Origin of the sequence: Psychroserpens luteus (genome assembly GCF_015319355.1) — a bacterium.
Lineage (GTDB): Bacteria > Bacteroidota > Bacteroidia > Flavobacteriales > Flavobacteriaceae > Psychroserpens > Psychroserpens luteus.
Map to the genome: position 1 here is coordinate 23772 of NZ_JADILU010000009.1, position 18112 is coordinate 41883.

The following is an 18112-nucleotide window of genomic DNA, read 5'->3' on the forward strand; positions in this document are numbered from 1 at the left end:
TTAACGTCAATTTCACAGTTTTAATATGCGAATAGATAAATATCTTTGGTGCATTAGATATTGCAAAACGAGAAGTATTGCAACAAATGCATGTAAAAAAGGTCATGTAAAAGTCAATGGTCAAGTTGTTAAACCAAGTAGAGATGTTTATGCAACAGATAAAATTGAATTTAGAAAGGACCAAGTCAAGTACCAGCTAGTTGTTAATGATCTACCCGAAAGTCGTGTTGGTGCTAAAATTGTTAATCTATACGTGACCGATGTAACTCCCAAAGAAGCATTTGATGCTAAAGATTTGCTTAAATATTCAAAAGATTATTATCGCAAGAAAGGAGTTGGTAGACCAACAAAGAAAGACAGAAGGGATATTGACGATTTTCACGAAACACCAGAAGAAGATATCTAAAATTTAAAGGACGATTAAGAAAACTCTTTTTTATCTTTGAAGAAAAGGAAAGCACCTATGAGCATTACCAAGAACATTATTTTAGATCATCAGGAAATACAACATAAAATAAAACGTATTGCTTATCAAATTTATGAATGTAATATTGAGGAGGAAGAAATAATTTTAGCAGGTATAGAAGATAATGGATTCATTCTGGCAAAAAAGTTAAAACAAGTTTTAGAAAAAATTTCTGATATTACACCTGTTCTCTGTAAAGTTACTATTGATAAAAAGAATCCGCTTAATGATATAAAAACATCACTCACCAAAGAAGAATACTCTAATAAATCAATAGTTTTAATTGATGATGTATTAAACTCAGGAAGCACTTTAATTTACGGTGTAAAACATTTTTTAGATGTGCCTTTAAAACAATTCAAAACCGCTGTTTTAGTAAATAGAAATCACAAGAAATATCCTGTGAAAGCAGATTTTAAAGGGATTTCTTTATCAACATCGCTTCATGAGCACGTTGAAATTGATTTAACTAGTAAAGCATATCAAGCTTTTCTAAAATAATTTTAGAACCAATTTATCTACAACCTCTTTTACCATTAAACCATCTGTTTTAATAATTAAACTGGACTGTTCATAAAAAGGAGCTCGTTCAAATATATGTTTACCTATAAACTCTGTAAGTTGACTTTTAGATTCTAAATGTGCTATTAAAGGTCTTTTCGATTTTTCTTCATACAATCTATCTACTAATGTTCCTATAGATGCTTTTAAGTAAATACTTAATGAATTTTCAGATTCTAGAATTAAATTCATGTTATTTCCATAACATGGTGTACCTCCTCCCAAAGAAACTACTGTGTTTTTTGAACCAATTAACTCTTTAAAATAAAGATTTTCAATTTTTCTAAAATAAATTTCACCTTTTTTATCAAATATTTTTTTGATAGTTATGCCTTCTTTTTGAACTATGTATTCATCTAAATCAATAAAATCATACTTTAAAATTTCAGCTAATTTATTGCCTATTACGGACTTACCTGACCCCATATACCCAACTAAAAAAAACATCATACTATTATTATATATTGATTATTAAAATCATAATTAATGATAAAACAAAAAAACAAAAAAAATTTTTAAAATAGGCTTGGATTATTGATTAATCGTTTTATATTTGCACCCTCGTTAGAGAAACTTATTGACCAGTTAGCTCAGTTGGCAGAGCATCTCCCTTTTAAGGAGAGGGTCCTGGGTTCGAGCCCCAGACTGGTCACAACAAAAAAAAGTTAAGCATATGCTTAACTTTTTTTTTACCTTTATTTAAATAATGCGCACGTGGCGGAATTGGTAGACGCGCCAGCTTGAGGGGTTGGTGGACATTAGTCCGTGGAAGTTCGAGTCTTCTCGTGCGCACTTTTAAATCTCTTCAAATCCAAATCACATTAATACTTTAATTCAAAAGCCTTAGAATTATCTTGTGTATTTTTAATTTACTTTCTTTATTTTTTAAAATCTGATTTCTGTTTTTTTTATAAGCTTAGTATTAAAAAAATAAAAATTTAGCTGTCTCTCCAAAAAAATACTATTTTTGTTTAACATTTCTAAGTTAAAAATGAACAATATAAAAAGTACTTTTAGTATTAAAGATCTTGAAAACCTAACAGGCGTCAAAGCACATACTATTAGAATTTGGGAGAAACGATACAACCTACTCCAACCAGAACGCACAGACACTAATATTAGATACTATAGCTTAGCTAACCTACAAAAGCTTTTAAACATTAGTTACTTAAACAGTAATGGATATAAAATATCTAAAATTGCATCACTTCATGCTAAGCAAATACCCATATTAGTGAAAGAGGTTGCCCAAAACGACCTCACAAACAATCATGCGATTGATATATTTAAACTGTCAATGTTAAATTTTGATCAAAAACTCTTTTATGATACTTATGAAACTTTAATAAAAGAGAAATCATTTCTTGAAATGTTCTATCAAGATTTCATCCCATTACTTTCTGAAATTGGCATGCTTTGGCAAACCGATACCATTACACCAGCACACGAACATTTTTTAACCTCATTAATTAGACAGAAAATTTTAGTTAATACTGAGAAAATTCAATCTCAAAGTCAAATTGAAAACGACAAGGTCTTTGTTCTATATCTTCCCGAAAATGAAGTTCATGAATTGGGATTAATGATTATTAACTATCAATTAATAGCCAATGGATATAAATCTATATTCTTAGGGCAAAGCGTTCCTCTAGATAGCTTAAAAGACCTACTCAACTATTACGATGACATCACTTTCTTATCTTACTTCACAGTCAAACCAGAGAGAGAACATCTAGTAGATTACCTCAAGGAGTTTTCAGAAAAGTTACTAATCAAAAAATCTATTAAACTCTGGGTTTTAGGAAGAATGTTAACCGATTTCGATTTAAAAACACTCCCTAAACAGGTTACAACTTTTGACTCTATTGAAAATTTAGTTAAAAATTTATAAAAAAACTTCAGCAAAAGTCAGTTTTGTTTAACTTTGCATTACATTTGTTAAACAATGAATAAAAATATATCTATTATTGGTTCTGGATTTTCAGCTCTTGCAGCATCTTGCTATTTAGCAAAAGAGGGCTACGAGGTTACCATTTTTGAAAAAAACAAAACTATTGGTGGTCGTGCTAGACAACTCAAAAAAGACGGATTCACCTTTGACATTGGTCCAACCTGGTATTGGATGCCAGATGTCTTTGAACGTTTTTTTGCAGATTTCAATAAAACACCTGAAGACTATTATACTTTAGAAAAACTAAATCCTGCTTACAGTGTTTACTTCGGAAAAGAGGATTTTATAACGATAGAAGACACCTTAGAAAAAATTTGCATAGCATTTGAAAATGAAGAGAAAGGCAGTTCTAAAAAACTAATGGAATTCATTGATAACGCTCAAAATAATTACGACGTTGCCATTAAAGATTTAGTATATAGACCTGGTGTTTCACCATTTGAGTTAGTAACTCCAGTAACTATAAAAAAAATAGGTCAGTTTTTTAGCACTATAAAAAAAGATGTAAGAAAAGAATTTAAGAATGATAGGTTAGCTATGATCCTCGAATTTCCTGTGCTATTTTTAGGAGCAAAACCAGATAACACACCATCATTCTATAGTTTTATGAATTATGCCGATTTTGGTATCGGCACATTTCACCCTAAAAAAGGAATGTATCAAGTCATCCTTGCTATGGAAACCTTAGCAAAAAGCTTAGGAGTAAAAATACTCACAGAAAACCCTATTGATAAAATTATCGTAGACAATGGTAAAGCAACCGCTTTGATTTCAAATGGTATTGAATATAAAAGTGACGTTATCTTGAGTGGAGCAGATTACCATCATACTGAAACCTTATTGGATTCTCAATATGTTCAATATTCTGAAAACTATTGGGAGAAAAAAACATTTGCGCCTTCATCACTATTATTTTATGTAGGCTTTGATAAAAAATTAAAAAACGTCAACCATCACACCTTATTTTTTGATGTAGATTTTGATGTACATGCAAAAGATATTTATGACAAAGCCAAATGGCCAGACGATCCGTTGTTTTATGCCAGTTTTCCATCTATAACAGATGCGAGTTCTGCTCCAGATGGTAAAGAAGCTGGTATTTTCTTAATACCGTTAGCTCCAGGATTAGAAGACACCGAAGAATTACGAGAATTATACTTTAAAAAAATAATTGACAGATTTGAAAATTTAACTTCTCAAAGCGTCAAAAAAAATATTATATTTAAAGAGTCATTTTGCGTCAATGACTTTATAAAGGATTATAATTCATATAAAGGAAATGCTTATGGTATGGCAAACACATTATTACAAACTGCATTTTTAAGACCTAAATTAAAAAGTAAAAAGGTAGATAATCTTTATTTCACAGGACAATTAACGGTTCCAGGACCAGGAGTTCCGCCATCACTAATTTCAGGAAAATTAGTAGCAGAGCTTATTAAAAAACATCATAGCAACTAGTATGAAATCAATCTTTGATTCTGTTTCCCACAAGTGTAGTAAGACTGTAACAAAATCTTACAGTACTTCTTTTTCATTAGCAACAAAAATGTTGTCTAATTCCATATGTCAAGATATTTACAATATTTATGGGTTTGTTCGTTTCGCAGATGAAATTGTAGACACCTTTCATGATTATGACAAACAGATGCTATTTGATAATTTTACTAAAGATTTAGAACTCGCATTAGAACAAAAAATCAGTTTAAATCCAATTTTAAATTCATTTCAAGAAACCTATCATAAATACAGTATCGATAAAAAACTCGTTGATTCGTTTATGAAAAGTATGCGCACAGACTTGCATAAAAACACGTATTTAACAGATGAGGAATACAAAGAGTATATTTATGGATCTGCAGATGTTGTGGGTTTAATGTGTTTAAAAGTCTTTGTTAAAGGTGATCAAGAAAAGTATGAATCATTAAAAGACTCAGCTATGAGCTTAGGATCTGCATTTCAAAAAGTGAATTTTCTAAGAGATTTAAAAGCAGATTTTGAAGATTTAAGTAGAAGCTATTTTCCAAACACAGATTTAAACCAACTAGATGAAATCTCTAAGCAAGCAATTATTGAAGATATAGAAAATGATTTTGCAAAAGGACTACATGGTATTAAAAGATTACCAATAGAAGCAAAATTTGGTGTTTTTGTAGCCTATAGATATTACAGTCAGTTGCTTAAAAAGCTAAAGAAAACACCAGCATTAGAAATAAAATCGACAAGAATTAGAGTGCCTAACTATAAAAAAATTGAGTTACTCACGAGAAGCTATGTCAAATATCAATTAAACTTATTATAATAGAATGCATACTATATACTGGATAATAATTTTCTTAGGCGTTTTTAGCACCATGGAATTTATGGCTTGGTTTACTCACAAATATGTAATGCACGGTTTCTTATGGAGCTTACATAAAGACCACCATCATAAAGACCATGATAGTTGGTTTGAACGCAATGATGCCTTTTTTATATTTTATGCCATTGTGAGCATGACCTGTTTTTATTTATGGAGTTATGAAGGCGTTTGGTATTGTTTGCCCATTGCACTGGGTATAATGACGTATGGTGTAACTTACTTTATAGTGCACGATATTTTTATTCATCAACGATTTAAACTGTTTAGAAATGCTAATAATTGGTATGCAAAAGGTGTGAGACGTGCTCACAAAATGCACCATAAGCATTTAGGTAAAGGAGATGGAGAATGCTTTGGAATGTTATTTGTACCTTTCAAATATTTCAAAAAATAGCAGTTTACCTTATCTATGACAACGCCTTCCCATTTCGATTTTATCATTGTTGGAAACGGACTAGCAGGACTTCAATTGGCTTTAAAGTTGACTTCGGAATCGTCCTTTGACCAAAAAACTATCGCATTAATTGATCCATCAGATAAGACTACCAATGATAAAACATGGAGTTTCTGGGAAACTAAGCCTTCACAATGGAATGCAATCATTCATAAATCTTGGAATAAGGCTTCTATAATTACTTCAAAAAAAACAACCAATTTAAACCTCACACCTTATTCTTACAAGACGATATGTGCTATAGATTTTTACACGGAAGCTAAAGCACAACTCAACCAGAAGGACAACATTTACTTTATTGAAGAGCGTGTGAGTTCTGTACAAGAAAAAGATCAAGTTACTGTAACAACGAATAAAAATTCTTACACTTCTACTCACGTTTTTGATAGTAGAATTCCTGAAGAATTTTCTACCGAAGCAAATGACAGCATTTCTATCATTCAGCATTTTAAAGGTTGGATAATTAAAACAGAATCTGATGTTTTCGATGAAGATAAAGTGACCATGATGGACTATCGTCTAAAGGATGGAAATCAAACCACATTCACTTACGTCTTGCCATTTTCAAAAAGGGAAGCTTTAGTAGAATTCACCTATTTCACAGCAAATACTGTAGACGAATTGGTTTATGACACCTATATTAAAACCTATATCAAAGAGTATTTAAAAATAGACTCCTACTCTATCTTAGAAACCGAAGCTGGTCAAATACCAATGACCAATTATAATTTCTCAAAATTTAACACCAAAAAAATAACTAAAATTGGCACAGGAGGTGGTTGGGTAAAAGGGTCAACCGGTTATTCCTTTAAACACACCGAAAAGAAAATTGCCATAATTATAGACAACTTAAAAACTGGACGAATACCATCTCATGGATTATTCCGAAGAAAATATAAGTTTTACGATAAAGTTTTTCTTAAAGTCCTCAAAGACGAAAACCACAAAGGCGAATGGATTTTTGAAAGTTTCTATGCAAAAAACTCAGTACAAACGTTGTTTAGGTTTTTAGATGAAGAGTCTTCGTTTAGAGAAGAGCTTAAAATCATGATGTCTTTATTTTCCTGGAGTTTTATAAAGGCTTTTTTTAAAACGCTTTAAGCAACTCATCAATAGTATTAGTTACACGTTCACTATTCCAATCTGCAGCTCCAGATTTATCAATAACGATCTCTCCTTTTTTACTTATAATGAATGTTCTTGGTATTGAAGATACATTAAATTCTTGAGGATAATTAGTTAAAGGTTGAAAGGCATTAAAAGTGTAGCCTTTCTTTTTAATAAAATTATTTATTATAGTAGTTTCTTCATTTGACACAAACAAGAAGATCACATCATCATTAGATTCATAATTTTGATACAACTTTTCAAGACTAGGCATTTCTGCAATACAAGGCGGACACCAAGTTGCCCAAAAATTAATAACAATCACTTTTCCTTCAGCAGAAGAGAAATCAAAGTTGTTACCCTCAATATCTTGTAATTTCCAGTCAAAGCTTGAAAGTTTAACTCTTTCCGAAGTATCAATAACACTAGGTTTTACAATCATTGCAATTCCCTTTTGTAAAAACACTTGAATAGGCTGTCTTGTTTGCGGAATAATCATCAACGCAATAACAATTAAAATTATAAGATTAAATACTTTTGATTTTTTGGACTTTGCCATAATATATTAAAATTAAGAAACGCATTACCATAGTCGGTAATGCGTTTCAAATCTAACAACAAAATTATAAATTTTGTCTAATACTAATTTCAAACTAGTTTCTTGAAATAGAACCTGTTGGTAAAGATCCTAAGTTTTGATCAAAAGCATGCGTTGCTGGTGCAGTTTCATCACCTGCAGTTCCTACCAATGGCTTCAAAGCAAATGGTGCTGGAGAATTATCTGGTACTGGCTCTACAGAAATTACAACTGTTCGTCCTCTAACATCTAAAGGAAACGTTTCGCCTGCTGGTGCATTTAATAAAAAATCTTCTCCTGGTACTGGAGGTCCTACATTATTTTCTGTTCCACTAAAACCATTTGTACTATCTACTGCATCAAAAGCAGTAAATGTTCCTGTTGTTATTGGTCCTGTTTCACCTACTACCCATCCTTCATAAGCCCAGCCTGCTGGTAAAACTGGTAAGTTGAAGTTTGGTAATGGTGGTGTTCCTGGTGTTCCAAACCATACACCATTTTGATCATTCATATTGTTTGTTCCCGTCTCATCTGTTGGTGTTCTTAAAAAGAACTCGCCTGATGCAGAACTAAAATCTCCAATAAGACCTGTATTTACTGCTGCTGAATTTCCAGAAAATTCACCGCTAAGAACTTTTGTTGCTGCTGGTAATGGATCTGTATCAACAGATGGTTCAATTGAAAGCACAAATGCTGTTGCACTATTTAATTGTACTGTATTTACAGAGAATGTCTGAGGAAAAGTTACACTCGTAAATGTACCTGTAGACACAGGCGCTCCATCTACAATTATCCAACCTTCGTATACAAAATCACTTCCTAGTGATTCTAATCCATCAAGATCAAGAGTCAAATCTGAATTTGTAGGAATACTAACTCCATCGTCATCACTATCACATGATGTGGCAAAAATTCCTAATGCCAAAACTGCTAAAAACATTTTTTTAATCATCGCTTTATAATTTTATTATTTATACTTCAAAATTATAGCTTAGTTGAATCATAAAATGTTAGCTAGCTAACACAAGTGAAATTTTATGCAGATTTTTTTAAAATTCTTATTTCTTTTCTATTGAAATTAATGTAGTTCTCTTCTTTAAGCTCATTGAGAAGGATATTAAGTGTAGGTCGAGAAGTACCAATTAAAGATGCAATATCTTTTTGTGTATAAGGGTGTAGAATAACATTATCTCCAGTTTTCTCACAGTCATAACCATAATCAGCACACAATTCATCTATAAATTCTACTAGTCTCGTTTTTGTGTCTTTAAACATCAATAATTGTAATCTACGTTCTAATTTTTTAAATTTAAAACCAATAAACTTATAGACTTTGAAGCTAAAGGTTTGATTATCTCTCATTAAGTCATGCATCGTTGTGACACCAATAGGGCATATAGAAGTAGAATTATCAATAGACTGTGCAAATTCGTCTCTAACATTATCACCTAAAATAGCTTTCTCACCAAACAATTCGCCTTTAGACAGAATAGCCTTTACGACTTCATCTCCATTTTCATTGTAGTATCCAATTTTAACTTTCCCGTTTTCTATTAGATAAATTTTATTAGCAGAGTCATCTTCAAAGTAGATGTAGTCTTTCTTTTTATAAGCATCGAAGTCATGCTCTTTTTTATACTTCTTAAATTTATGTGGACAAAGCACCTTAAAAAGGTTAACATCGTCAAAAAACCAGAGTGAATGCATGATGCGTATTTTATTGTTAGATGCTTATAGCAGTCGTTTGAATATAAAATACCTTACAATAAAATCCATAAAAAAAGCCCTAACAGAATTGTTAAGGCTTTTTCATATTTAATTCAAATACAGATATTATGCTGCATTTTCTTTTTTAATTAAGTTTAAAGCAGAACCTTCATTATACCAATCAATTTGAGATTGGTTATACGTATGATTCACTTTAATAGTGTCTTTACTTCCATCTGCATGAACAATTTCAATTGTTAATTGCTTTTCTGGAGCAAATTCATTTAAATCTAAGAAGTTAAATGTATCATCTTCTTGAATTAAATCATAATCACTTTCGTTAGCAAATGTCAATCCTAACATTCCTTGTTTTTTAAGGTTTGTTTCATGGATACGTGCAAAAGACTTTACGATTACAGCAACAACACCTAAATGTCTAGGCTCCATTGCAGCATGCTCACGAGAAGATCCTTCACCATAATTATGATCTCCCACAACTATAGATTTAACACCTGCAGCTTTATAAGCTCTTGCAGTATCAGGAACTCCACCAAACTCACCAGTTAATTGATTCTTAACAAAGTTTGTTTTCTTACCAAAAGCATTAACTGCTCCAATTAAACAGTTGTTAGAAATATTATCTAAATGTCCTCTAAAACGTAACCAAGGTCCAGCCATAGAAATATGATCTGTAGTACATTTACCAAAGGCTTTAATTAATAATTTTGCTCCTGAAATATCGTTTCCAATAGGTTCAAAAGGTGTTAATAATTGAAGTCTTTCAGAATCTGAAGCTACAGTAATCTGCACTCCACTTCCATCTGCCATAGGCGCTAAATACCCATTATCATCAACTGCGAAACCTTTTGGAGGTAATTCCCATCCTGTTGGTTCGCTTAACATCACTTCTTCACCATTTTCATTGATTAACTTATCTGTCATTGGATTAAAATCCAAGCGACCAGCAATGGCAATTGCAGCAGTTATTTCTGGAGACGCAACAAAAGCATGCGTGTTTGGATTTCCATCTGCACGTTTTGCAAAGTTTCTGTTAAATGAGTGTACAATACTATTTTTTGGTGCATTTTTTGGATCTTCATAACGAGCCCACTGACCAATACATGGTCCACAAGCGTTTGTGAAAATCTTAGCATCTAATTTTTCGAAAATTTCTAAAATCCCATCTCTTTCTGTGGTATATCTTACCATTTCAGATCCTGGATTAATCCCTAATTCAGACTTCATCTTCAAACCTTTATCTAAAGCTTGTTGCGCAACAGAAGATGCACGAGATAAATCTTCATAAGATGAATTGGTACAAGAACCAATTAAACCCCATTCTACTTTTAATGGCCAATCGTTTTTCTTAGCTTTTTCAGTCATTGCAGAACCTACTGCAGTTGATAAATCTGGAGTAAATGGTCCATTTAATAATGGATTCAATTCTGTTAAATTAATATCAATAACTTGATCAAAGTATTGTTCAGGATTTGCATAAACTTCATCATCTCCTGTTAAATATTCTTTTACTTGATTTGCAGCATCTGCAACATCTGCTCTATCTGTAGCACGTAAATAACGCTCCATAGACTCATCATAACCAAAAGTTGAAGTTGTTGCTCCAATCTCAGCTCCCATATTACAAATGGTACCTTTTCCTGTACAAGACATTCCTTTTGCTCCAGGTCCAAAATATTCTACGATAGCTCCAGTACCACCTTTAGCGGTTAATATTCCTGCAACTTTTAAGATCACATCTTTAGGCGCTGTCCAACCAGATAATTTACCAGTTAATCTTACTCCTATTAACTTCGGAAATTTCAACTCCCAAGCCATACCAGCCATTACATCAACAGCATCTGCTCCACCAACTCCAATGGCAACCATACCTAATCCTCCTGCATTTACAGTATGAGAATCTGTACCAATCATCATTCCTCCAGGAAATGCATAATTTTCTAAAACAACTTGGTGAATAATTCCTGCACCTGGTCTCCAGAAACCAATTCCGAATTTATTAGAAACAGATTCAAGGAAATTAAAAACTTCATTACTTGTGCTTATTGCATGCTGTAAATCTATTGAAGCTCCGTTTTTTGCTTGAATCAAGTGATCACAATGCACAGTAGTTGGTACTGCTACTTTAGTTTTACCAGCTTGCATAAATTGCAACAATGCCATTTGCGCTGTTGCATCTTGACATGCTACTCTATCTGGCGCAAAATCAACATAATCTTTACCTCTAACTAACGCTTTGGTAGGTTTTCCTTCCCAAAGGTGAGAGTATAATATTTTTTCTGAAAGCGTTAATGGTTTACCTACAATATCACGAGCTGCATCTACACGCTCAGTCATATTAGAATAAACCTTCTTTATCATGTCAATATCAAATGCCATATGTATTATTTATAAGGTTGATTTTTATTTTTTTTAGTGTAGCAAATTTACGAATTTTAAAGGAGACTCTAAAATATGTAACAAAATGTAGAATACTGTGCAGATATGTCAATAAAAGAGTCAAAACTCATCACTATATTGATGATTTAACAATTAAACTAGGCGAAAATTATAAAATTAACAACTAGACACTATTTAAAACGATTCTTAATTTTGGTTGTATCACGAAGATTCGTCATAGGTCTTTCAAAAAACGCATAAAGCGCATAAGAACCAATTAGAGTAATTGTAAAATAAATTGAAAGATATATCATGAGATTTGAGTTTGATAAGCCTTCCGTAGGAAAAAAAAATTTCATCAATTGCATCACTACAGAATAGTGAATCAAATACATTGAATACGAGATTAAACTAATAATTGTAATTGGCACAACAATTAATTTAGGAGCTGATTTTATATGTGACAACAAAGGAAGCGTCAAAGCAATGGCTATAGAATTAATTGGTAAATACAAGACATTCCAAAAAAATGGATGACTTTCTATAAAGATTTGCTGAGTTGGGATTATAAAGTTTAGTCCTACAAATATTAGTCCTCCAATGATTAAAAACAAGACTCTAAATCGTCTCCAGAAATTGGGTTTAACTAAAGAAATACAAGCTGCTAAAACGCCATAATAAATAGCGTCTATTCTATATATGGTGACTGCCTTTAGGTTGACATTCCAAAACATCATACCTGTTCCTCGATGACTGATGTTATAGTACACTTTTGTCATCATAAAGAAAAGTATTATAAGACATGTAACGATGCAAAATAATCTAGACTTGTTGATTTTCAATTTCAGAAACAACACGAGATACAAGAGTAATGGTCCAATAATATAAGCAAATTCTTCAATTGGTAAGCTCCAAGATTCTCCAAAAAACAAAGGCATTTCCCATGAGAAGTTTTGCATAAAAAAGAAGTATTGCCATAAATTATCTGGCATACTTACACCTAACATGATCGCCAAAACAACATTAAACACAAGAATTAAATAGTAGTTAGGTAAGGTTCTAAACCAACGTCTTACCCAAAAATAGGTGATTTGTTTTCGCGTAAATTCCGAAGACACAAAAAGATTATAAATTAGTCTTCCAATGAGGAATCCACTCAACACAAAAAAGATTTCGACTCCAATAACACCAGCCAAACTCATTAAATCTGTGAGTATGTTTTTTGTCTGTGGAAAAATCCAAACCGCATGTGAGCAAACCACCAACAAAATGGCAACTGCTCTCATGATGTCGAGTCCAAAAATTCGCTTATCGTAGTTTATCTTCATTTTTTTTATAAATGTGGTTTCATTACATTTGATTATATATGAAAAGAAGATCTAAATTTATATTAATTTTTCTAGTATTAATTCTTGTTGGTGGTTTTATTTATTTCAAATCCCTAAAGACAAGACATCAGGAATTAATAAAATCTAAAGTCTTTTATACTTTAGGTATCGTGGATTCTGAGTGGAAAACGGAATTAACCGATAACAGTGTCACCTTCACCTCTCCTACTTTTGTGATTAGTAATATTTACAAATCTATGGAAGGTCCAAAATCTGACCAATACCTCATGATTGATGATAGTAAAGAAGAATTACTATGGTTGACGTCTTTTAAAACCAATGCAGTTTCATCTGACGAGCAACGAAAAATGTCTAATGATTTTGTATGTCATACTAATTTTGAATATCGTGATGCAGAGCATTACAACCGTTGGAACATGACAGAGCGCATCAATTCTCAATACCCAAGAATTACATCTATAAGTAATGGTGTTGAAGCTTTTGATTTGCCAGATGGATTTGGTTTCCCTGTATTTTCAAACGAGCGTCTTTTTATTAATGCACAAGCGCTCAATCATAACATTACAGATTCTACTTTTAATATAAAGCATAAAATAAAAATTGGTTTTACAAAAAATAGTGACAAAACACTAATTCCTTTACAACCAAAAACAGTTTTTATGATGTTTCCTTATGATCCTCAAAACCCATTTGAAGGTCCAACAGAAATGTTACCAAATGCATGTATTCCTGTTGAAACGAAAAACCATTCATATCTTGATAACGATGGCAACGCACTTTCTGGTCATTGGATTATTACGCCAGGAAAACACAGTTATTCTTATGATACTTCTCAGCAATTACAGATAAAAGATAGTATTAGATTGCATCAAATTACCTCACATTTACATCCTTTTGCTGACCGTTTTAAACTGAAAGATAAAACTACAGGAGAAGTCATTTATGATTGCAAAAGTGAAAATTTTACAGATAAGATTGGATTAAAAAATACACCATCTTTCTCAAATCAAAAAGGAATTTGGATGTATAAAGATCATACCTATGAAATGCTTCTAGAAGTTGATAATATAACTGATAAAGACCAAGAGATGATGGCTAGTATGGCTATTTTTTATTATGATGCTGACATGGATCATAAAATCAAAGAACTAAAATTATAGCTTTTGAAAATTAAATTCCTTTTAGTTGTTCTAGTTGTATTGATGTCTTGCAAAAACAAAACTCCTAAACTTCCTGTTTTGAGTTTTAATTATATCGATGGAAAAAAGGAACTCTATAAAATTGATAATTTTATATTTACAAATCAGGATGGAGAAACTGTAACGTCATCTTCTACGGAAGGGAAAGTGCATACCATGAATTTCTTCTTCACGAGTTGCCCTTCTATTTGTCCGCCAATGCGAATTAAACAACAGGATCTTGCTGAGACGTTTTCCGAAGAAAAGAATTTCAAACAGTATTCAATTTCTATAGATTTTAAAAATGATACTGTGGATAAACTCAAAAAACATGCTGAGCTTCACAACATCAATTCTACGCAATGGAATTTACTGCGAGCACCTTCCGAAGAAAAACTAGAAGACATAGCAAGTGTATTAAAAACGAACTTCAAACCTAATGAAGATGGTACTGATTTTTACCACTCTAGCTATGTTGCTTTAATTGATAAAGAACAGTATATACGTGGATTCTATAATATTTTGTTGGATGAAGAGGTAACCCTTTTAAAACGAGATATTGAAAGCTTGCTCGACTAGCTTTTACTTCTGTACATTTTAATAAGCGTGTAAATAGCTATTATAATTGCTATTAATTCTAAAAATGTCCCAAAAGTTAAAATCATTGCACCATAAGGCCAATGTTGAATTTTAAAAAGCGCTCCTAAAATAGTTGCTCCAATTCCTAAAAGTAGTATGATTGCTGCTGGAATAAGTTTTCTTAGATTCATTTTAAAATAAGCTTTTAATTATTTGTTCGTCTGTAATACCTTCGGCTTCTGCCTTATAATTTTTAATAATTCTATGACGTAGAATCCCTGAGGCTACAGCTTGAACATTCTCTATATCTGGAGAAAACTTCCCGTTAATAGCAGCATGAGTTTTGGCTGCTAAGATTAAGTTTTGTGAGGCTCTAGGTCCTGCTCCCCAATCAACAAACTCTGCAACAAGCTCTGAAGAAGTAGATGTTTTTGGTCTTGTTTTACTTACCATTTTTACAGCGTATTCTATCACATTATCTGCAACAGGAATACGACGAATCACGTTTTGAAAATCTATAATTTCTTGTGAAGAAAACAAAGCGTTTACAGTTGCTTTATGATCTGAAGTCGTTGCTTTCACAACTTGCACTTCTTCTGCAAATGATGGATATTCTAAATTAATAGCAAACATAAAACGGTCTAATTGTGCTTCTGGTAAAGGATACGTTCCTTCTTGCTCAATAGGGTTTTGAGTTGCTAATACAAAATACGGTAATTCTAATTTATAATTATGACCAGAAACAGTAACTGAGCGTTCTTGCATCGCTTCTAATAATGCAGCTTGTGTTTTTGGAGGTGTACGGTTGATCTCATCTGCTAAAATAATATTGGCAAATATTGGACCTTTGATGAATTTAAATTGTCTGTTCTCATCTAAGATTTCACTACCTAAAATATCACTAGGCATTAAATCTGGAGTAAATTGAATACGTTTAAAATCTAAGCCTAAAGCTTGAGCAATCGTGTTTACCATTAAGGTTTTTGCTAAACCAGGAACACCAATTAATAAAGAGTGACCACCAGAAAATATAGAAATCAAAATCTGATTTACAACCTCATCTTGACCAACAATAACTTTGGCAACTTCGGTTTTTAGGGCATTATACTTTTTTACAAACTGTTCTATTGCAGCAACGTCAGACATAAATATTATTCTTTTTCAGTTTTTAACCAGTTACTACTAAATTCACAGCTTTTAAAATCATCATTGATTTTCACATACGTGTCAGAAATCTTTTCTTCTTGCCACTTTTCAATAGCTTTAAATTGTTTCTCTTGTAAAGCTAGTGCTTTAATTTTAAGATAATCACGAGCAAAATCTGCTTGGTGATCTTCAGTTCTATCTGTAACGGTTAATATTTTAAATTTAATTGGATTAACTCTATCTTGATCTTGCAGCACTAAACTAATCTCGTTGTCTGCTAAATCTTGAATTTGGCCATACAATTCAGGATCCATTTTTGTTAACTCTAAACTAGAATCTTGTGTGTATGGATTAATTAATTGTCCGCCTTCAAACTTCGTTTCTTCTTCATCACTAAACTCACGAGCTGCATCTGCAAATGTTAAATCACCAGATTCTATACGTTCTTTTACTTTAGTAATTTCTTCTTTGGCAGCTTTTACAGATTCATTTGTAACTTCTGGACGCAATAAAATGTGTCTCACATCATATTCTTGACCTCTAATTTTTTCTAATAAAATGATATGGAATCCAAAATCTGTTTCAAAAGGCTCTGAGATTTCACCCTCTTGTAATGAGAACGCTACATCACGAAATTCTTTAACCATTTGAGGACGTTTTCTATTAAGTGTGTATTTACCACCTTTAGATCGTGCAGCAGTATCATCTGAATAAAAAACAGCTTTAGTTGTAAAACTTGCTCCATTTTCTATAACATCTGCCTTGTACTCTTTAAGTCTATCAATAACTGCTTGTTTTGCTTCTTCTGAAACTTCTGGGATCACAACAATTTGAGCCACTTTAAGTTCTGTACCAAACGTTGGCAAAGAATCTTTCGGGATGCTGTTATAATATTCTCTAACTTCTTCTGGAGTTACTTCAACGTCTTCAATAATTCTACGTTGCATATCACCTGCCAACTTTGAGTTCTTGTTGATCTCAAACATTTCTTCACGTAAGCTTTGCTCGCTATCCTTATTATAGAACTCTAAAAGCTCTGCCATAGAACCTCCTTTTTGTTCTAAGAACGCTTCAATTTGTTGCTCAATATTAGAACGAATCTCTAGTTCATTTACTGTAATACTATCTTGTATTGCATGGTGAGCATACAATTTATCTTCTAGCAATTTTCCGAAGAGCTGACATCTAGAAATCTCTTTAATAGAAACACCTCTTGCTTGTAATTGGATGTACTCTTTATCTATATCTGAGTCTAAAACGACAAAATCTCCAACAACTGCTGCAACACCATCTACTTTTTTACGACCAGTAGTACTCGTTGTATCTCTTTGTTTTGCAGATGCGTCAACCACATCTTCAATAATTTCTTGTGCTACTGTGATATTTGCAGCAAATAAGGTTACAACAAGTGCTGTAATTACTGATTTATTTATAGACTTCAAATTGTTTATTTTTAATTGCATCTTTAGTAATATCTTTTTCAAGTTGTTTAATCAACTCTAATTTTCTTTTGTTAATTACAATTTGTTTAATTGTAGGCTTTACGTACTCTAAAGGTGCCAAATCGTTTTGAGAAAGGACATCTTCAATTTGCATCAAATATAGGTCTAATGAATCTTTGAGTTGTATAAAATTAGATTTTTTTAACAGTTCTTTTTTGTTTTCAGAATTTAGAACTTTAATTTTTTCGGTAATTTGTGACGCTTTAATCCAAATAGAGTCATTGAGAGAATAACTTTTAAATTGAACAGATATAGAATCTAAAAAGCGTTTATCCTTATCATCAAAACGCTTAAATCGCTTTTCTATATCATCCTCATTTATTGCATTTTGTGGAATCGTAATATATCTAAACTTTACCAGTTCTTCATTGAGTTTAAATGTTTCTTGATTGGCTTCATAAACAGCTTGAGCTTGTGCAGCATTCATCGTTGTATCAATACTTTTTTTAACTAAAGCTTCTAGATAAGCTTTGGTATACAAATCATTTTTATACTGCTTTATGAGTTTATTGAAATCGGTTTGCTTGTCTTCAGATAAATTGCGCTCGGCTCCTTCTAATAATAGTTGTTGTGTTGCCCAACGATTGATAAAACTAGTGATGATTTGAATGCTATCATTAGCTGGAGTTCCTTCAACTATTAACCCTTCAATATCTTCTTCATAAAGATAGCTCTCACCAACCCTAGCCACAGGAATTCTATCGTCGGTTTCTTTAAAAAAATCACACGACACAACTAGTGAAGCAAATAATAGTATAACAAAGAGTTGTCTCAAC

Annotated in this window: 19 protein-coding genes and 2 tRNA genes; 11 read left to right on the top strand and 10 right to left on the bottom strand. The window is 32.1% G+C overall.

The window, feature by feature from the left end:
* The first annotated feature begins 25 nt into the window (after window positions 1-25).
* Entirely contained in the window at window positions 26-406 is a 381-nt protein-coding gene (locus tag IM744_RS18310; RefSeq protein ID WP_194509629.1) for an RNA-binding S4 domain-containing protein, read from the top strand.
* A gap of 57 nt (window positions 407-463) precedes the next feature.
* On the top strand, window positions 464-967 hold the full coding sequence (locus IM744_RS18315; protein ID WP_194509630.1) for a phosphoribosyltransferase family protein: 504 nt from the start codon (window positions 464-466) through the stop codon (window positions 965-967).
* On the opposite strand, the gene IM744_RS18320 is transcribed toward IM744_RS18315, so the two are convergent.
* Window positions 959-1477 carry a shikimate kinase gene (locus IM744_RS18320; RefSeq protein ID WP_194509631.1) on the bottom strand — a complete coding sequence of 173 codons (519 nt, stop codon included), beginning with the start codon at window positions 1475-1477 and terminating at the stop codon, window positions 959-961. The genes IM744_RS18315 and IM744_RS18320 overlap by 9 nt on opposite strands.
* Window positions 1478-1606: 129 nt before the next feature.
* Here IM744_RS18320 and IM744_RS18325 point away from each other — a divergent pair.
* The 7 genes from IM744_RS18325 to IM744_RS18355 all read left to right on the top strand — a co-directional run bounded on the left by IM744_RS18325 (window position 1607) and on the right by IM744_RS18355 (window position 6895).
* Window positions 1607-1679: transfer RNA gene (locus tag IM744_RS18325), tRNA-Lys, on the top strand.
* 56 nt (window positions 1680-1735) lie between these two features.
* Window positions 1736-1819, top strand: a tRNA-Leu gene (locus IM744_RS18330).
* A gap of 199 nt (window positions 1820-2018) precedes the next feature.
* The gene (locus IM744_RS18335; protein ID WP_194509632.1) at window positions 2019-2918 is read left to right on the top strand and encodes a MerR family transcriptional regulator; all 900 of its coding nucleotides are present in this window, start codon (window positions 2019-2021) and stop codon (window positions 2916-2918) included.
* Between the two features lie 54 nt (window positions 2919-2972).
* Complete coding sequence (locus tag IM744_RS18340; RefSeq protein ID WP_194509633.1) at window positions 2973-4439, top strand: phytoene desaturase family protein; 1467 nt, start codon at window positions 2973-2975, stop codon at window positions 4437-4439.
* Between the two features lies 1 nt (window position 4440).
* Complete coding sequence (locus tag IM744_RS18345; protein ID WP_194509634.1) at window positions 4441-5280, top strand: phytoene/squalene synthase family protein; 840 nt, start codon at window positions 4441-4443, stop codon at window positions 5278-5280.
* 4 nt (window positions 5281-5284) lie between these two features.
* The gene (locus tag IM744_RS18350) at window positions 5285-5734 is read left to right on the top strand and encodes a sterol desaturase family protein (protein ID WP_194509635.1); all 450 of its coding nucleotides are present in this window, start codon (window positions 5285-5287) and stop codon (window positions 5732-5734) included.
* Window positions 5735-5749: 15 nt separating this feature from the next.
* Entirely contained in the window at window positions 5750-6895 is a 1146-nt protein-coding gene (locus IM744_RS18355; protein WP_194509636.1) for a lycopene cyclase family protein, read from the top strand.
* Here IM744_RS18355 and IM744_RS18360 read toward each other — a convergent pair.
* The 5 genes from IM744_RS18360 to IM744_RS18380 all read right to left on the bottom strand — a co-directional run bounded on the left by IM744_RS18360 (window position 6882) and on the right by IM744_RS18380 (window position 12910).
* Window positions 6882-7460, bottom strand: coding sequence for a TlpA family protein disulfide reductase (locus IM744_RS18360; protein ID WP_194509637.1), 579 nt, complete (start codon window positions 7458-7460; stop codon window positions 6882-6884). The genes IM744_RS18355 and IM744_RS18360 overlap by 14 nt on opposite strands.
* A gap of 94 nt (window positions 7461-7554) precedes the next feature.
* Window positions 7555-8430, bottom strand: a complete 876-nt coding sequence (locus IM744_RS18365) for an anti-sigma factor (RefSeq protein ID WP_194509638.1) — start codon at window positions 8428-8430, stop codon at window positions 7555-7557.
* Window positions 8431-8513: 83 nt separating this feature from the next.
* The gene (locus tag IM744_RS18370; protein ID WP_194509639.1) at window positions 8514-9185 is read right to left on the bottom strand and encodes a Crp/Fnr family transcriptional regulator; all 672 of its coding nucleotides are present in this window, start codon (window positions 9183-9185) and stop codon (window positions 8514-8516) included.
* A gap of 126 nt (window positions 9186-9311) precedes the next feature.
* Complete coding sequence (locus IM744_RS18375) at window positions 9312-11582, bottom strand: aconitate hydratase (RefSeq protein WP_194509640.1); 2271 nt, start codon at window positions 11580-11582, stop codon at window positions 9312-9314.
* A gap of 191 nt (window positions 11583-11773) precedes the next feature.
* A complete protein-coding gene (locus IM744_RS18380; protein WP_194509641.1) occupies window positions 11774-12910 on the bottom strand; it encodes an acyltransferase family protein in 1137 nt (378 codons plus the stop codon).
* A gap of 38 nt (window positions 12911-12948) precedes the next feature.
* Here IM744_RS18380 and IM744_RS18385 point away from each other — a divergent pair, with 38 nt between their 5' ends.
* Both IM744_RS18385 and IM744_RS18390 read left to right on the top strand, forming a co-directional pair.
* Complete coding sequence (locus IM744_RS18385; RefSeq protein WP_194509642.1) at window positions 12949-14091, top strand: hypothetical protein; 1143 nt, start codon at window positions 12949-12951, stop codon at window positions 14089-14091.
* 3 nt (window positions 14092-14094) lie between these two features.
* A complete protein-coding gene (locus IM744_RS18390; RefSeq protein WP_194509643.1) occupies window positions 14095-14688 on the top strand; it encodes an SCO family protein in 594 nt (197 codons plus the stop codon).
* Here IM744_RS18390 and IM744_RS18395 read toward each other — a convergent pair.
* From IM744_RS18395 to IM744_RS18410, 4 genes are read right to left on the bottom strand one after another with little or no spacing between them, the layout of a single operon-like run.
* A complete protein-coding gene (locus IM744_RS18395; protein ID WP_194509644.1) occupies window positions 14685-14879 on the bottom strand; it encodes a GldL-related protein in 195 nt (64 codons plus the stop codon). The genes IM744_RS18390 and IM744_RS18395 overlap by 4 nt on opposite strands.
* 1 nt (window position 14880) lies before the next feature.
* Window positions 14881-15834: an AAA family ATPase gene (locus IM744_RS18400; protein WP_194509645.1), complete on the bottom strand. Its 954-nt coding sequence runs from the start codon at window positions 15832-15834 to the stop codon at window positions 14881-14883.
* 5 nt (window positions 15835-15839) lie between these two features.
* The gene (locus IM744_RS18405) at window positions 15840-17276 is read right to left on the bottom strand and encodes a peptidylprolyl isomerase (RefSeq protein ID WP_317175405.1); all 1437 of its coding nucleotides are present in this window, start codon (window positions 17274-17276) and stop codon (window positions 15840-15842) included.
* Complete coding sequence (locus IM744_RS18410) at window positions 17260-18111, bottom strand: peptidyl-prolyl cis-trans isomerase (protein ID WP_194509647.1); 852 nt, start codon at window positions 18109-18111, stop codon at window positions 17260-17262. The genes IM744_RS18405 and IM744_RS18410 overlap by 17 nt, the downstream gene beginning before the upstream one ends.
* Between the last annotated feature and the right edge of the window lies 1 nt (window position 18112).